Raw genomic sequence first — 15582 nt, forward strand, 5'->3', positions numbered from 1 at the left:
AAAACCGGCACCGACCGACAACATCGGCACCGGGAGAGGGATCGTTGTTTAAGGCAGCGCAGCCACCACGGACAGCTCTACCAGGATTTCCGGTTCGCACAGCTTGGCTTCAACCGTGGCGCGGGCCGGGGCGACGCCTTTGGGCAGCCACTTGTCCCACACCGCGTTCATGCCGGCGAAATCCGCGTCGATATCTTTCAGGTAGATCGTCACCGACAGCAGTTTCGATTTGTCGGTGCCGGCCAGGTCGAGCAAACGCTCGATATTGGCCAGGGTTTCACGGGTCTGCTTTTCAATCCCGGCACTCATGTCGTCGCCGACTTGCCCTGCCAGATACACGGTGCCGCTGTGGACGACGATCTGGCTCATGCGCTCATTGGTGAGCTGGCGCTGGATTGACATGTTGTGCGGACTCCTGGTGGTTACCGTAACGGGAAATATCGAGGCCTGCGGCGCTGATCTGCGGGGTTTTCTTCGCCATCAGGTCGGCCAGCAAGCGGCCGGAACCACAGGCCATGGTCCAGCCGAGTGTGCCGTGGCCGGTATTCAGGAACAGGTTCTTGAACGGGGTGGCACCGACAATCGGCGTGCCGTCGGGTGTGGTCGGGCGCAGGCCGGTCCAGAAACTGGCTTCGGACAAATCGCCGCCCTGAGGATAAAGGTCGTTGACGATCATCTCCAGGGTTTCACGTCGACGCGGGTTCAGCGACAGGTCAAAACCGGCGATTTCAGCCATGCCGCCGACGCGGATGCGGTTATCGAAACGGGTGATCGCGACCTTGTAGGTCTCGTCGAGAATGGTCGAAGTCGGCGCCATCGCCGGGTTCGTGATCGGCACGGTCAGCGAGTAACCCTTCAGCGGATACACCGGCGCCTTGATGCCCAGCGGCTTGAGCAGTTTTGGCGAGTAGCTGCCGAGGGCCAGCACGTAGCGGTCGGCGGTTTCCAGCTTGCCGTCGATCAAGACGCCGTTGATGCGGTCACCGGCGTAGTCGAGGCGCTGGATGTCCTGTTCGAAGCGGAACTCCACGCCCAGTTGCTTGCACATTTCCACCAGGCGCGTGGTGAACATCTGGCAGTCGCCGGTCTGGTCGTTGGGCAGGCGCAGGGCACCGGCGAGGATGTCGGTGACGCTGGCCAGCGCCGGCTCAACACGGGCAATGCCGGCGCGGTCCAGCAGCTCAAACGGCACGCCCGACTCTTTCAGCACGGCGATGTCCTTGGCGGCGCCGTCGAGCTGCGCTTGCGTGCGGAACAGTTGAGTAGTCCCGAGGCTGCGGCCTTCGTAGGAAATGCCGGTTTCGGCGCGCAATTCGTCGAGGCAGTCGCGGCTGTACTCGGACAGACGCACCATGCGCTCCTTGTTCACCGCATACCGGCTGGCGGTGCAGTTGCGCAGCATCTGTGCCATCCACAGGTATTGGTCGATATCGGCGGTGGCCTTGATCGCCAACGGCGCGTGACGTTGCAGCAGCCATTTGATGGCCTTGAGCGGTACACCCGGCGCGGCCCAGGGCGAGGCATAACCTGGAGACACCTGGCCGGCGTTGGCGAAACTGGTTTCCATGGCAGCGGCGGGCTGACGGTCGACCACCACGACTTCAAAGCCGGCCCGAGCCAAATAGTAGGCACTGGTCACCCCAATGACGCCGCTACCCAAGACCAGAACGCGCATTTTTATATCCTCATCACGGGCTTAGCCGCTGACGTGTGTTATTCGAGCAATGATGAGCGCAGTGTAAAAAACTATTGCCAGTGCATTTCACTATATAAGCACCTATATTTGGCGACAATTCTCGGCAAAAACCCTTTTCACAGAGGCGTATCCCCTATGCGTACCAACACCCAGACCAAGCGGGAGCTGGACAAGATCGACCGCAACATCCTGCGCATCCTGCAAACCGACGGGCGCATTTCGTTCACGGAGCTGGGGGAAAAAGTCGGGCTGTCGACCACGCCGTGTACCGAGCGCGTCCGCCGCCTGGAGCGCGAAGGCATCATCATGGGCTACAACGCGCGGCTCAACCCGCAGCATTTGAAGGGGAGTTTGCTGGTATTTGTCGAGATCAGCCTGGATTACAAGTCTGGCGACACCTTTGAAGAATTCCGCCGCGCCGTGCTGAAACTGCCCCATGTACTGGAATGCCACCTGGTGTCGGGCGACTTCGACTACCTGGTGAAAGCGCGGATTTCGGAGATGGCGTCTTACCGCAAATTGCTGGGCGACATCCTGCTCAAGCTGCCGCACGTGCGCGAGTCCAAGAGCTATATCGTGATGGAAGAGGTGAAGGAGAGCCTGAACCTGCCGATTCCCGACTGACACAACTCAATCAAATGTGGGAGCTGGCTTGCCTGCTCCCACATTGACCAATGTTAGACCAGCACTTGCCGAGTGCTCGCCATGTAATCGTGGATCTGTTTCTCCAGCCGCGGGTGAATCAGCTCCACAGGCCTGCGCCCATTGGGGCAAGGCAACGTCTTGGTGGTACCGAACAACCTGCAGATCAGCGGACGTTCGTCGTACACGGTGCAGCCGTTGGGGCCCAGGTGCACGCAGTTCAGTTCGTCCATGGCCGCGTCTTGCTCGGCAGCAGTCTTGCGGGGCAGGCGCGACATTTCCTCGGGCGAAGTCGTCACCGGCCCACAACAATCGTGGCAACCGGGGACGCACTCGAACGAAGGAATCTGACGGCGCAGCGCGCTGATTTTCTGACTGTTGCAACTCATCGAAACACATACCGAACGGCGAATAGGCGTGGATTCTGCCGCAAAAAGCCCCGCGCAGACAGCTTCGCCCGACCGCTGTATCCTGCGTCAAATTTTCCAAACAGGGATGCTCCCCATGACCGCCAGCGCCCGGCACACTGCTTCCTACTACGCCGCCAGCAGCGTCCCACAGCCCGCGTACCCGGCTCTGACCGGCGAAGTGCGCGCCGACGTGTGCGTGATTGGCGGCGGTTATTCCGGCCTGAACACGGCGCTGGAACTGGCCGAGCGTGGCTTCAGCGTGGTGTTGCTGGAAGCGCGCAAGATCGGCTGGGGCGCCAGCGGGCGTAACGGCGGCCAGTTGATTCGCGGGGTCGGCCACGGCCTCGACCAGTTCACCAACGTGATCGGCGCCGACGGCGTACGCGAGATGAAGTTGATGGGCCTGGAAGCCGTGGAAATCGTGCGCGAGCGCATCGAGCGCTACCAAATTCCCTGCGACCTGACCTGGGGCTACTGCGACCTCGCCAACAAACCCCGCGACCTTGAAGGCCTGGCCGAAGACGCCGACGAACTGCGCAGCCTCGGCTATCGCCATGAAATACGCCTGCTGCAAGCCAGTGAGATGGGCAGCGTAATCGGCTCCGAACGTTACGTGGGCGGCATGATCGACATGGGCTCCGGCCACCTGCACCCGCTGAACCTGGCGCTCGGCGAAGCTGCAGTCGCCCAGCAATTGGGTGTGAAGCTGTTCGAGCAATCCGAAGTCACGCGCATCGACTACGGCCCCGAGATCAATGTGCACACCGCTAAGGGCAACGTGCGCGCCAAGACGCTCGTTCTGGCCTGCAATGCCTACCTCAATGGCCTGAACGCCCATCTCAGCGGCAAAGTGCTGCCGGCCGGCAGCTACATCATCGCCACCGAGCCGCTGAGCGAAGCCCAGGCTGCCAACTTGCTGCCGCAGAATATGGCCGTGTGCGATCAGCGTGTGACGGTGGATTACTTCCGGCTGTCTGCCGACCGCCGCTTGCTGTTCGGCGGGGCTTGCCATTATTCCGGACGCGATCCCAAGGACATCGGCGCTTACATGCGCCCGAAAATGCTCAATGTGTTCCCACAGCTGGCCGACGTGAAAATCGACTACCAATGGGGCGGCATGATCGGCATCGGCGCCAACCGCTTGCCGCAGATTGGCCGGCTGGCGGATCAACCCAACGTGTATTACGCCCAGGCCTACGCCGGCCACGGCCTCAACGCCACGCACCTGGCCGGCAAACTGCTGGGCGAAGCCATCAGCGGCCAGCAACAGGGACGCTTCGACCTGTTCGCCCGGGTGCCGCACATCACCTTCCCCGGCGGCAAGCACCTGCGCTCGCCGCTGTTGGCCTTGGGCATGCTGTGGCACCGGCTTAAAGAGTGGGTATGATTCAGCTGCGCCAGAAGGGTTTCAGGCCTTCCTGGCGCGCCTGTTCAGCGCTTATCCCGACATCGCGCAACTGCTCGCCGGTCAAATTCAGCAAGGCCTTGCGGGTGTGGCGACGCTGCCAGAAAAGACGCCAGCGGCCGATAGTGCGTGGCGCTGTCGCACGCTCCTGCTCTGCCTCCAATTCCTGACCGTGTAACGCTAACCGCACATCGCTCATGCAGCTCATTTTGTTGCCCCTCATTTGCTTGTTGCCATGAGTGACTAGAGTGAGCGGGTGGGCAAAACCATTACAGATTCAACCCATATTTATTAAAACCATACAGACACTGCCCATTGGCGGCTGAATCCTGTATTTTCCGCCTATCTGTATTGGTCCTGCAGGAGCGAACGCCATGACTCTTTACGTCAACCTCGCCGAATTGCTCGGCACGCGCATCGAACAGGGCTTCTACCGCCCCGGCGATCGCTTGCCTTCCGTGCGGGCGTTGAGCGTGGAACACGGGGTGAGCCTGAGTACCGTGCAGCAGGCTTATCGCTTGCTCGAAGACAACGGCCTGGCAATGCCCAAGCCAAAATCCGGCTATTTCGTGCCGGTGGGCCGTGAATTACCCGCACTGCCGGAAGTGGGCCGCCCGGCCCAGCGCCCCGTGGAAATCTCCCAATGGGACCAGGTGCTGGAGCTGATTCGCGCGGTGCCACGTAAAGACGTCATACAGATGGGCCGCGGCATGCCGGATGTATTGTCACCGACCATGAAACCTCTGCTGCGCAGCCTTGCACGGGTGAGTCGCCGCCAGGACCTGCCGGGGCTGTACTACGACAACATCCTTGGCTGTATGGAGTTGCGTGAGCAAATTGCCCGACTGTCTCTGGACTCCGGCTGCCAGCTGACCGCCGAAGACATCGTGATCACCACCGGCTGTCACGAGGCGCTGTCGGCCAGCATCCATGCCATTTGCGAGCCTGGGGATATCGTCGCGGTGGATTCACCGAGCTTCCACGGCGCCATGCAAACGCTAAAGGGCCTGGGGATGAAAGCCCTGGAAATCCCTACGGACCCAATCACCGGCATCAGCCTGGAAGCGCTGGAACTGGCCCTGGAACAGTGGCCGATCAAGGTCATTCAGCTGACGCCCAACTGCAACAATCCGCTGGGCTACATCATGCCGGAGTCGCGCAAAAAGGCGCTGCTGACCCTGGCCCAGCGCTTTGATGTGGCGATCATTGAAGACGATGTGTATGGCGAACTGGCCTACAGCTACCCGCGCCCGCGTACGATCAAATCCTTCGATGAAGATGGCCGTGTCCTGCTGTGCAGCTCGTTCTCGAAAACCCTGGCGCCAGGCCTGCGCATTGGTTGGGTGGCACCAGGCCGCTACTTGGAGCGCGTGCTGCACATGAAATACATCAGCACCGGCTCCACCGCGACCCAACCGCAGATTGCCATTGCAGAATTCCTCAAAGGCGGCCACTTCGAACCGCATTTGCGGCGGATGCGCGCGCAATATCAGCGCAATCGCGACTTGATGATGGATTGGGTCAGCCGCTACTTCCCCGCCGGAACCCGCGCCAGCCGCCCACAGGGCAGCTTCATGCTGTGGGTGGAGCTGCCCGAAGGCTTCGACACCCTCAAGCTCAACCGCCTGCTGGTGGAACAAAGCGTACAAGTCGCCGTAGGAAGCATCTTTTCCGCTTCGGGCAAGTACCGGAACTGCCTGCGCATGAACTACGCTGCCAAGCCAACCCCGCAGATTGAAGAGGCTGTGCGCAAAGTCGGCGCCGCTGCAATCAAAATGCTGGCCGACACGCAGGACTGACCTTTCAGCGGAAATAGCCGTCATATGCCCACAACCGCCCTGACCTGGATGCAGCGCCCTTGATGATTCGACGGCTTTTACCGTTTTTCCTGCTGGGCGCCCTCGCCCTGGGTGGCTGCGCGACCGTCGATACGCCGCGCATTCCCAGCGACGCCCTGCCCGCTGCGCAATCTTCCTTTGGCCGCTCGATCCAGGCCCAGGCGGCACCGTATCAAGGCCGCTCGGGCTTCCGCCTGCTGCCCAACAGCAGCGAAGCGTTCATGGCCCGCGCCGAGCTGATCCGCAACGCCCAGACCAGCCTCGATTTGCAGTACTACATCGTTCACGACGGCATCAGCACGCGCATGCTTGTGGATGAATTGCTCAAGGCTGCCGACCGTGGCGTGCGCATCCGCATCCTGCTGGACGACACCACCAGCGATGGCCTCGATCAAGTCATTGCCACCCTCGCCGCCCACCCGAAAATCGAGATCCGCCTGTTCAACCCACTGCACCTGGGGCGCAGCACGGGCGTGACGCGGGCCATGGGCCGGCTGTTCAACCTATCGCTGCAGCACCGGCGCATGCACAACAAGCTGTGGCTGGCGGACAACAGCGTGGCCATCGTCGGCGGGCGCAATTTGGGCGATGAGTACTTCGATGCCGAGCCCAACCTGAACTTCACCGACATCGACATGCTCAGTGTCGGGCCGGTGGCCGAGCAGTTGGGCCACAGTTTCGACCAGTACTGGAACAGCGCGCTGAGCAAACCCATTGATGATTTCGTGTCCAGCGCCCCGTCCAAAGGCGACCTCGCCGCCGCCCGCGTGCGCCTGGAAGCGTCGCTGGCCGAATCGCGCCAGCAAAACCACGCGCTGTACAACCGCTTGCGCACCTATCAAACCCAGCCGCGCATGAACATTTGGCGTCGCGAGCTGATCTGGGCCTGGAACCAGGCGCTGTGGGATGCACCGAGCAAGGTGCTGGCCACGGCCGAGCCAGACCCTCGCCTGCTGCTGACCACGCAACTGGCGCCCGAGCTGGAAGGCGTGAACCACGAGCTGATGATGATCTCCGCGTACTTTGTACCGGGCCAGCCGGGGCTGGTGTACCTGACGGGCCGCGCCGACGCGGGCGTGGCGGTGAGCCTGCTGACCAACTCACTGGAAGCCACTGATGTACCGGCGGTCCACGGCGGCTACGCGCCCTATCGCAAGGCGCTGCTGGAGCACGGCGTGAAACTCTACGAGCTGCGCCGCCAACCGGGCGACCCGAGCGGCGGCAGCGGCCCCCACCTGTTTCGCCGGGGCAGCTTTCATGGCTCGGACTCCAGCCTGCACAGCAAGGCGATGATTTTTGATCGCGAGAAGTCGTTTATCGGTTCGTTCAATTTCGACCCGCGCTCGGTGCTGTGGAACACCGAGGTCGGCGTGCTGGTGGACAGCCCGGAGCTGGCCGAACACGTGCGCAACCTTGCGCTGCAGGGCATGGCGCCCGCGTTGAGTTATGAGGCGAAATTGCAGGATGGCCAAGTGGTGTGGGTGACTGAAGATAACGGCCAAATACATACACTGACCCGCGAGCCGGGCAGCTGGTGGCGGCGGTTCAATGCCTGGTTCGCGACATCCGTTGGCCTGGAACCCATGCTCTAAGGCCACAGTTGATTACGTTTCAAGGTCAGGCGGGTTGTGCAACGCCGAATGCGCCTTGGCGCAATAACAACACCACCAGGCCCAGCGCACCGGCTGCCATCAACAACGGCAACGCGTGCCCGCTGATCCACTGGCTGCCCGCGCCCGCGACCAATGGCCCGATCAGGCAGCCAATGCCCCACAGTTGCGCCACATGGGCATTGGCGCGCACCAACGCATCGTCGCGGTAGCGCTCGCCAATCAGGATCAACGACAAGGTAAACAACCCGCCGGCGCTGGCGCCGAACAGCACCCACACCGGCCAGATCAACAGCGTGTGCATCAACATCGGAATGGCCAGGCTCGACGCCAGCAGCAATACCGCGCAGCCCATGAACAGTGCGCGCCGCGGCAGGTAGTCGGCCAGCGCACCAATCGGCAATTGCAACAACGCATCGCCGACCACCACAGTGCTGACCATTGCCAAGGCAATCTCGGCGGTGAAACCCTGCTGCAGGCAGTACACCGGCAGCAGCGTCAGAATCATTGCTTCAAACGCGGCGAACAGCGCCACGGCCCAGGCAATCGCCGGCAGGCTGAGGCAGAACCGCCACAAATCGCCGAGAGTGACGCTGAAGGACTCGGCAGTCGGCGCACCGGAACGGCCCAGCAACAGCAGTGGCGCAACCATCAACAGGCCCACGCCGACCCAGAAGCCGTAATCATGGTCTGTGCCCAACACGCCCAGCAACAGTGGCCCAGACAACTGGCTCAAGGCATAACTGCAGCCATACAACGCCACCAGACGGCCTCGCCACTGCTCCACCACCAACTGGTTGATCCAGCTTTCGCCAAGGATAAACACGATGGTCAGGATCACACCGATCATCAGCCGCAACACCAGCCACACCGGGTAGCTGGGCAGGATCGCCAGCAAGCCGATGGAGACCGCGCCGGCCCACAGGCATAAACGCATCAGGTTGGCCGTACCCAGCGACGACGCCAGGCGGCTGGACACCTTGGCGCCCAGCAATACGCCGAAGGCCGGCATCGCCGCCATCACGCCGATGGCAAAGCTGCCATAGCCCCAGCCTTCGAGGCGCAGGGACACCAGCGGCATGCTGACACCCAGGGCCAAACCGACACTGAGTACCGAGGCCAGCACGGCGAAATAAGTCGCCCAACGCATTTCCACGCTCCTGTGGACAATTTTGAGAACACACAAAGAAGTGTGGGAGCGGGCTTGCCCGCGATGCAGGCACCTCGGTGTGTCAGCCACACCTCGGTGATGCTATCGCAGGCAAGCCAGCTCCCACACAGGCTTGCTCCTATACGGGATCAGCCGTGTTGCTTACAGCTTGATCCAGGTCGCCTTCAGTTCGGTGTACTTGTCGAACGCGTGCAGCGATTTGTCGCGGCCGTTACCCGACTGCTTGAAGCCGCCAAACGGTGCGGTCATGTCGCCGCCGTCATACTGGTTGACCCACACACTGCCGGCACGCAGGGCCCTGGCAGTCAGGTGCGCCTTGGAGATATCCGCGGTCCACACGGCGGCGGCCAGGCCGTAGATCGTGTCGTTGGCGATGGCGATGGCTTCTTCCGCAGTGTCGAAGGTGATTACCGAGAGGACTGGACCGAAGATCTCTTCCTTGGCGATCTTCATGGCGTTGGTCACGCCGTCGAAAATCGTCGGTTCAACATACGTGCCGCCGGTTTCTTCCAGGGTGCGCTTGCCGCCCGCCACCAGCTTGGCGCCGTCGGCGTGGCCGGCTTCGATGTATGACAGCACGGTGTTCATTTGCTGAGTGTCCACCAGCGCGCCGACGTTGGTAGCGGGGTCCAGCGGGTTACCTGGCTTCCAGCCTTTGAGGGCCTCAATCACCAGCGGCAGGAATTTGTCTTTGATTGAGCGCTCGACCAGCAGGCGCGAACCGGCGGTGCAGACTTCGCCCTGGTTGAAGGCGATGGCACCAGCGGCGGACTCAGCGGCGGCTTTCAAGTCCGGCGCATCGGCGAACACAATGTTCGGGCTCTTGCCGCCAGCTTCCAGCCACACACGCTTCATGTTCGACTCGCCGGAGCGAATCAGCAGTTGCTTGGCGATTTTGGTGGAGCCTGTGAACACCAGTGTGTCGACGTCCATGTGCACCGCCAGCGCGTTGCCCACGGTGTGGCCATAGCCAGGCAGCACGTTGAACACACCTTTTGGAATACCGGCTTCAACCGCCAGAGCCGCGATGCGGATGGCCGTGAGCGGAGATTTTTCCGACGGTTTCAGGATCACCGAGTTACCGGTGGACAACGCCGGGCCCAGCTTCCAGCACGCCATCATCAACGGGAAGTTCCACGGCACGATGGCGCCGACAACCCCGACGGGCTCGCGGGTCACCAGGCCCAACTGATCATGGGGGGTGGCGGCCACTTCATCGTAAATCTTGTCGATGGCTTCACCGCTCCAGCTCAGGGCTTGCGCGGCGCCAGGCACGTCAATTTCCAGGGAGTCGGTGATCGGCTTGCCCATGTCCAGGGTTTCGAGCAGTGCCAGCTCTTCGGCATTGGCCTTGAGCAGCGCGGCGAAACGCAGCATGGCGGATTTGCGTTTGGCCGGGGCCAGGCGCGACCAGACACCGGAATTGAATGTGGCGCGGGCGTTTTCCACGGCGCGCTGGGCGTCGGCGGCGTCACAGCTGGCAACCGTGGCCAGCAGGCGGCCGTCGACCGGGCTGATGCATTCGAAGGTGTCGCCGGAAGCAGATGCGGTGTATTCGCCATTGATGTAGGCGCGACCTTCGATCTTCAGATCCTTGGCGCGTTGTTCCCAGTCGGCACGGGTCAGGGTGGTCATGCGAGTGTCCTCCTCTTATTGAATACAAGGGCCAGGTGATGTCCCCCGGCAGCCTCAAAGAATTCTTGCCCGGCCAGCCTGCTGTTCGGCTCAAGGCAGCTGCCACCCTAAACCAGCGGCTGGGGGTGTTTCAATATATTTGACATAACCCCGGCAAACGCCCTTGCGATGTTCATTTTAATAAACATAGACTTTGGGCTCTCCAACCGCAGGCCAGACGGGACACGCACATGAGCATCCAGGACATCGTCGACTTCAGCCAAGCCAACACCGCCCCCGATCGCTACCGCCCCGCTGCGGAAAAAATCCTCAAGGGCGACCCGGAGCAAACGATCTACAACCACTACAACAGCCCGTGCGGCCAGATGAGCGCCGGCGTGTGGGAAGGTGACGTTGGACAGTGGAAGGTCAATTACACCGAACACGAGTATTGCGAGATTGTGCAGGGCGTTTCTGTGCTGCGTGACGCCGACGGCAACGCCAAGACCTTGCGCGCCGGCGACCGTTTTGTGATTCCGGCCGGTTTCAGCGGCACCTGGGAAGTGCTGGAGCCGTGCCGCAAGATCTACGTGGTGTTCGAACAAAAAGCCTGATCAGCAAATGCCAGGCAAAAAAAAGCCCGACTCGCGAGAGACGGGCTTTTTTTCACAAGGAGGAAAATCAATTACTTGATTTTGCCTTCTTTGTAGATCACGTGCTTACGAACGCGCGGGTCGAACATTTTCTTTTCGAGCTTGTCCGGGGTAGTACGCTTGTTCTTGTCGGTAGTGTAGAAGTGACCAGTACCGGCGCTAGAGATCATTCGAATCAATTCACGCATGATAGAGCTCCTTAGATCTTGCCAGCGGCACGGATTTCGGCCAGCACGACAGTGATGCCACGCTTGTCGATGATGCGCATGCCTTTGGCAGATACGCGCAGACGAACAAAACGTTTCTCTTCTTCAACCCAGAAGCGGTGATGCTGCAGGTTTGGCAGGAAACGACGACGGGTTTTGTTATTTGCGTGGGAAATGTTATTCCCAGTCACCGGACCCTTACCGGTAACTTGACATACTCTCGACATGCCTCAGCCCTCTAAAACCACATGCCCAACCCGGCATGGGTTGGCCGCTTAATCTCTCAGTCATTTGGCGCCAGGCGCCGCGTTTCTTTAGGGTCTTACCGGCTACACCTACAAGCGAAGGAACCGGGCCCCTAGAAAAGAGCGCTGCTTTATACCAGAAAGACCCCGGTGCAACAACAACCCGTGAGTTTTTACCGAAGTAAATCCTGGCATGAGGCGCCTGAAGCGTTGCTGTCAGGGGCCGCTGCCACAGCCGACCACTCGTCGCACAGAATCATTCATAGCGCCGGTGAGCACGGTGACGTGCGTGGCGAAATGCGCTGAGGCGCCATCAAAACAGCATTTACCGCAAAAGCACAGGCAAAAATGGGCTAGTCATTTATCAATCAGACCACTACGGTAGGACTTTTCCAGACTGCACTCGCAGATGGGCCTTCGATCTGCAAAGGAAACCGAATATGCGCCTCGCTGCCCTACCGCTGTTGCTCGCCCCTCTATTTATCGCTCCAGCGGCCTTTGCCGCCACCAACCTGAGCGTCTGCACCGAGGCCAGCCCCGAAGGGTTCGATGTGGTGCAATACAACTCGCTGACCACCACCAACGCCTCGGCCGACGTGCTGATGAACCGCCTGGTGGACTACGACGCCAACAGCGGGAAACTGGTGCCGAGCCTGGCGGACAGCTGGGAAGTCTCGCCGGACGGCCTGACCTACACCTTCAAGCTGCACCCGGACGTGAAATTCCACCGCACCGAGTATTTCACCCCAAGCCGCACCTTGACCGCCGAAGACGTACGTTTCAGCTTCGAGCGCATGCTCGACCCGGCCAACCCGTGGCACAAAATCGCCCAGAGCGGCTTCCCCCACGCGCAGTCCCTGCAATTGCCGGCGCTGGTCAAAAAGATCGACGCCCTTGACCCGCTGACCGTGCGCTTCACGCTGGACCACGCCGACTCGACCTTCCTCGCCGCCCTGAGCATGGGTTTCGCCTCGATTTACCCAGCCGAATACGCCGACAAACTGCTCAAGGCCGGCACCCCGGAGAAGCTCAACAGCCAGCCAATCGGCACCGGCCCGTTCGTTTTCGTGCGTTTCCAGAAAGACGCTGTGGTGCGCTACAAGGCCAACCCGGACTACTTCGCCGGCAAACCGGTTGTGGATAACTTGATCTTCGCCATTACTCCGGACGCCAATGTGCGCCTGCAGAAACTGCACCGGGATGAATGCCAGATCGCTCTGTCGCCCAAGCCCCTGGATGTGGGCGAAGCCGAGAAAGACCCGGCGCTCAAGGTCGAAAAAACCGCCGCCTTCATGACCGCGTTTGTGGCCATCAACAGCCAGCACCCGCCGCTGGACAAGCCGGAAGTGCGCCAGGCCATCAACCTCGCATTCGACAAGAACAGCTACCTGAAGGCCGTGTTTGAAGGCACCGCCGAAGCCGCCAACGGCATTTACCCGCCCAACACCTGGAGCTACGCCAAGGATTTGCCGGGTTATCCACAGGACCGCGCCAAGGCCAAGGCCCTGCTCGACCGCGCCGGGCTCAAGGACGGCTTCAAAACCACGATCTGGACGCGCCCGACCGGCAGCCTGCTGAACCCCAACCCGAACCTCGGCGCCCAATTGTTGCAGGCGGACCTGGCCAAGGTCGGCATCCAGGCCGAGATCCGCGTGATCGAGTGGGGCGAGTTGATCCGCCGTGCCAAAGCGGGCGAGCACGACTTGCTGTTCATGGGCTGGGCCGGTGACAACGGCGACCCGGATAACTTCCTGACCCCACAGTTCTCCTGTGCGGCCGTCAAATCCGGCACCAACTTCGCCCGTTACTGCGACCCTGCGCTGGACAAGCTGATCAGCGCCGGCAAAACCACCAGCGAACAAGGCGTGCGCAGCAAGCTGTATCAACAGGCTCAGGCGCAGATCCAGCAGCAGGCCCTGTGGCTGCCGTTGGCGCATCCGACTGCGTTTGCGCTGGCCCGCAAAAATGTCGAGGGCTACCAGGTCAGTCCATTCGGGCGCCAGGATTTCTCGAAAGTCAGCGTCAAACCCTGAACCTTGACCCCGCCCTTGCCGGGCGGGGTTATATCCAGCCAAATTCCGCCATGGACAGCGGGTCGCCATCTCCCACGATGATGTGATCCAGCACCCGCACGTCCACCGATTCCAACGCCTTTTGCAGCATTTTGGTCAGTTTTCGATCAGCCGCACTCGGCTCGGCATTTCCTGAAGGGTGGTTGTGACACAAGATCAGCGCAGCCGCGTTGTAAGCGAGAGCACGCTTGACCACTTGCCGGGGATAGACGATGGCCGTGTCGATGGTGCCTTCGAACAACGCTTCAAAGCCCAGCACCCGATGCTTTGAGTCGAGAAAAAGGCAGCCAAAGATCTCGTGGGGCTCGTGACGCAGCAGCGCCTTGAGGTACTCGCGCACCGCCAATGGGCTCTCCAGCACCGAGTCCGCACGCAAGCGTTCGGCCATGTGCCGTCGCGACATTTCCAGCACCGCCTGCAACTGGGCAAATTTTGCCGGGCCCAGGCCCAAGTGCTGGCTGAACAACGTCTGGCTGGCCTCCAGCAACGGGCGAAGGCCACCAAATTGCGCCAGGAGGTGGCGCGCCAAATCAACCGCGCTGCGACCGGAAACGCCGGTGCGCAGGAAGATCGCCAACAACTCGGCGTCGGACAGACTCGCCGCGCCCCACTCCAACAGTTTCTCCCGTGGGCGTTCCGCCACGGGCCAATCGCGAATGCTCATTCCATCTCCCTGTAAACGTACGCCGCTGTTGCCTCGCGGACGCTGTGTTATCGTAAGCCCTCTTTTTTGCCCGCGATTTCCCCTGGGGAGGGGGCGTCGCAGGCGTCACTGAACTGGCATCACTGAACTGGAAAGGCAAACCAATGCAGCGTCTGTATCGGAAACGCATCGTTCTCGGCGTCGGCGGCGGCATTGCCGCCTACAAGAGTGCAGAGCTGGTTCGCAGGCTCCTGGACCAGGGCGCCGAAGTGCGCGTGGTCATGACCCGCGGTGGCAGTGAGTTCATCACCCCGTTGACCATGCAGGCCTTGTCCGGCCACCCGGTTCACCTCGACCTGCTGGACCCTGCGGCCGAAGCCGCCATGGGCCACATCGAACTGGCCAAATGGGCTGACCTGGTACTGATCGCCCCGGCGACTGCCGACCTGATCGCCCGCCTGGCCCAGGGCATTGCCGATGACCTGCTGACCACTTTGGTACTGGCCACCGACGCCACCGTCGCCATCGCCCCGGCCATGAACCAGGCCATGTGGCGCGACCCGGCCACCCAGGCCAACACTCAACTCCTGCAAAGCCGTGGCCTCAAGGTGTTCGGCCCCGCGTCCGGCAGCCAGGCCTGCGGCGACGTGGGCATGGGCCGCATGCTTGAAGCCACCGACCTCGCGCTGTGCGCTGCCGAGTGCTTCCAGCACCTGGCCCTGACCGGCAAGCACGTGCTGATCACCGCCGGCCCGACCCAGGAAAACATCGACCCGGTGCGCTACATCACCAACCATAGCTCAGGAAAAATGGGCTTTGCCTTGGCGGAAGCGGCGGTCGAGGCAGGCGCACGTGTCACCCTGATCACCGGCCCGGTGCATTTGCCGACCCCTGACCGCGTCACAAGAATCGACGTAGTCAGCGCCCGGGACATGCTGGCGGCCTGTGAGGCGGCCATTCCCTGCGACTTGTTTATCGCCTCGGCAGCGGTTGCGGATTACCGCCCGGAAGTCGTCGCCCCGCAAAAACTGAAGAAAGACCCTACAAGCGGTGACGGCCTGCTCCTGCAAATGGTGCGCAACCCGGACATTCTGGCCACCATCGCCACCCGTCCGGACCGCCCGTTCAGTGTCGGTTTCGCTGCCGAAACCGAGCATTTGCTGGACTACGCCGCACGTAAATTGAAAGACAAAAACCTCGACCTGATCGTTGCCAATGATGTCGCCAACCCGAGCATCGGCTTCAACAGCGAGGAAAACGCCTGCAGCGTGATCGATCGCGACCTGCACGCCACCCTTTTCGCCCAGACCAGCAAGGGCAAGATCGCCCGCCAACTGATCTCTTTTATCGCCCAACGGCTGAACCAGGTTTAATCTC

Annotated in this window: 16 protein-coding genes; 7 read left to right on the plus strand and 9 right to left on the minus strand. The window is 61.4% G+C overall.

What is annotated here, in order from left to right; genetic code table 11:
* Window positions 1-48 precede the first annotated feature (48 nt).
* Both ATI14_RS05920 and dadA read right to left on the minus strand, forming a co-directional pair.
* A complete protein-coding gene (locus ATI14_RS05920; protein WP_016970573.1) occupies window positions 49-402 on the minus strand; it encodes a RidA family protein in 354 nt (117 codons plus the stop codon).
* A complete protein-coding gene (gene dadA / locus ATI14_RS05925) occupies window positions 374-1675 on the minus strand; it encodes a D-amino acid dehydrogenase (RefSeq protein ID WP_016970574.1) in 1302 nt (433 codons plus the stop codon). Before dadA ends, ATI14_RS05920 begins: the two co-directional genes overlap by 29 nt.
* Before the next feature lie 156 nt (window positions 1676-1831).
* On the opposite strand from dadA, the gene ATI14_RS05930 reads away from it, so the two are divergent.
* A complete protein-coding gene (locus ATI14_RS05930; RefSeq protein ID WP_003176896.1) occupies window positions 1832-2320 on the plus strand; it encodes an Lrp/AsnC ligand binding domain-containing protein in 489 nt (162 codons plus the stop codon).
* A 53-nt stretch (window positions 2321-2373) separates the two neighbouring features.
* Here ATI14_RS05930 and ATI14_RS05935 read toward each other — a convergent pair whose 3' ends face one another.
* Window positions 2374-2727: a YkgJ family cysteine cluster protein gene (locus ATI14_RS05935; protein ID WP_016970575.1), complete on the minus strand. Its 354-nt coding sequence runs from the start codon at window positions 2725-2727 to the stop codon at window positions 2374-2376.
* A 115-nt stretch (window positions 2728-2842) separates the two neighbouring features.
* On the opposite strand from ATI14_RS05935, the gene ATI14_RS05940 reads away from it, so the two are divergent.
* Window positions 2843-4135, plus strand: coding sequence for an NAD(P)/FAD-dependent oxidoreductase (locus ATI14_RS05940; RefSeq protein WP_016970576.1), 1293 nt, complete (start codon window positions 2843-2845; stop codon window positions 4133-4135).
* Window position 4136: 1 nt separating this feature from the next.
* Here ATI14_RS05940 and ATI14_RS05945 read toward each other — a convergent pair whose 3' ends face one another.
* Window positions 4137-4361 (minus strand): DUF1127 domain-containing protein, encoded by a 225-nt coding sequence (locus ATI14_RS05945; protein ID WP_031319692.1) that lies wholly within the window; start codon window positions 4359-4361, stop codon window positions 4137-4139.
* A gap of 166 nt (window positions 4362-4527) precedes the next feature.
* On the opposite strand from ATI14_RS05945, the gene ATI14_RS05950 reads away from it, so the two are divergent.
* Both ATI14_RS05950 and ATI14_RS05955 read left to right on the plus strand, forming a co-directional pair.
* Window positions 4528-5952, plus strand: a complete 1425-nt coding sequence (locus ATI14_RS05950; protein ID WP_016970578.1) for an aminotransferase-like domain-containing protein — start codon at window positions 4528-4530, stop codon at window positions 5950-5952.
* 62 nt (window positions 5953-6014) lie between these two features.
* The gene (locus ATI14_RS05955; protein WP_080520164.1) at window positions 6015-7583 is read left to right on the plus strand and encodes a phospholipase D family protein; all 1569 of its coding nucleotides are present in this window, start codon (window positions 6015-6017) and stop codon (window positions 7581-7583) included.
* Window positions 7584-7608: 25 nt separating this feature from the next.
* Here the strand turns inward: ATI14_RS05955 and ATI14_RS05960 are convergent, their stop codons facing one another.
* Window positions 7609-8751 (minus strand): MFS transporter, encoded by a 1143-nt coding sequence (locus tag ATI14_RS05960; RefSeq protein ID WP_016970580.1) that lies wholly within the window; start codon window positions 8749-8751, stop codon window positions 7609-7611.
* 162 nt (window positions 8752-8913) lie between these two features.
* Complete coding sequence (locus ATI14_RS05965; protein ID WP_016970581.1) at window positions 8914-10407, minus strand: aldehyde dehydrogenase; 1494 nt, start codon at window positions 10405-10407, stop codon at window positions 8914-8916.
* 230 nt (window positions 10408-10637) lie between these two features.
* Between ATI14_RS05965 and ATI14_RS05970 the strand changes: the two genes are divergently transcribed.
* A complete protein-coding gene (locus ATI14_RS05970; RefSeq protein WP_016970582.1) occupies window positions 10638-11000 on the plus strand; it encodes a cupin domain-containing protein in 363 nt (120 codons plus the stop codon).
* A gap of 71 nt (window positions 11001-11071) precedes the next feature.
* On the opposite strand, the gene rpmG is transcribed toward ATI14_RS05970, so the two are convergent.
* Both rpmG and rpmB read right to left on the minus strand, forming a co-directional pair.
* Window positions 11072-11227, minus strand: coding sequence for a 50S ribosomal protein L33 (gene rpmG / locus ATI14_RS05975; RefSeq protein WP_003176906.1), 156 nt, complete (start codon window positions 11225-11227; stop codon window positions 11072-11074).
* A gap of 11 nt (window positions 11228-11238) precedes the next feature.
* On the minus strand, window positions 11239-11472 hold the full coding sequence (rpmB, locus tag ATI14_RS05980) for a 50S ribosomal protein L28 (protein WP_003176907.1): 234 nt from the start codon (window positions 11470-11472) through the stop codon (window positions 11239-11241).
* 458 nt (window positions 11473-11930) lie between these two features.
* On the opposite strand from rpmB, the gene ATI14_RS05985 reads away from it, so the two are divergent.
* On the plus strand, window positions 11931-13523 hold the full coding sequence (locus tag ATI14_RS05985) for an ABC transporter substrate-binding protein (RefSeq protein WP_016970583.1): 1593 nt from the start codon (window positions 11931-11933) through the stop codon (window positions 13521-13523).
* A 28-nt stretch (window positions 13524-13551) separates the two neighbouring features.
* Here ATI14_RS05985 and radC read toward each other — a convergent pair whose 3' ends face one another.
* Window positions 13552-14226: a RadC family protein gene (radC, locus tag ATI14_RS05990; protein ID WP_016970584.1), complete on the minus strand. Its 675-nt coding sequence runs from the start codon at window positions 14224-14226 to the stop codon at window positions 13552-13554.
* 143 nt (window positions 14227-14369) lie between these two features.
* Here radC and coaBC point away from each other — a divergent pair, with 143 nt between their 5' ends.
* The gene (coaBC, locus tag ATI14_RS05995; RefSeq protein WP_016970585.1) at window positions 14370-15578 is read left to right on the plus strand and encodes a bifunctional phosphopantothenoylcysteine decarboxylase/phosphopantothenate--cysteine ligase CoaBC; all 1209 of its coding nucleotides are present in this window, start codon (window positions 14370-14372) and stop codon (window positions 15576-15578) included.
* The last annotated feature ends 4 nt before the right edge of the window (window positions 15579-15582 follow it).

The sequence above is a fragment of the Pseudomonas tolaasii NCPPB 2192 genome, from assembly GCF_002813445.1.
GTDB classification, from domain to species: Bacteria; Pseudomonadota; Gammaproteobacteria; order Pseudomonadales; family Pseudomonadaceae; genus Aquipseudomonas; species Aquipseudomonas tolaasii.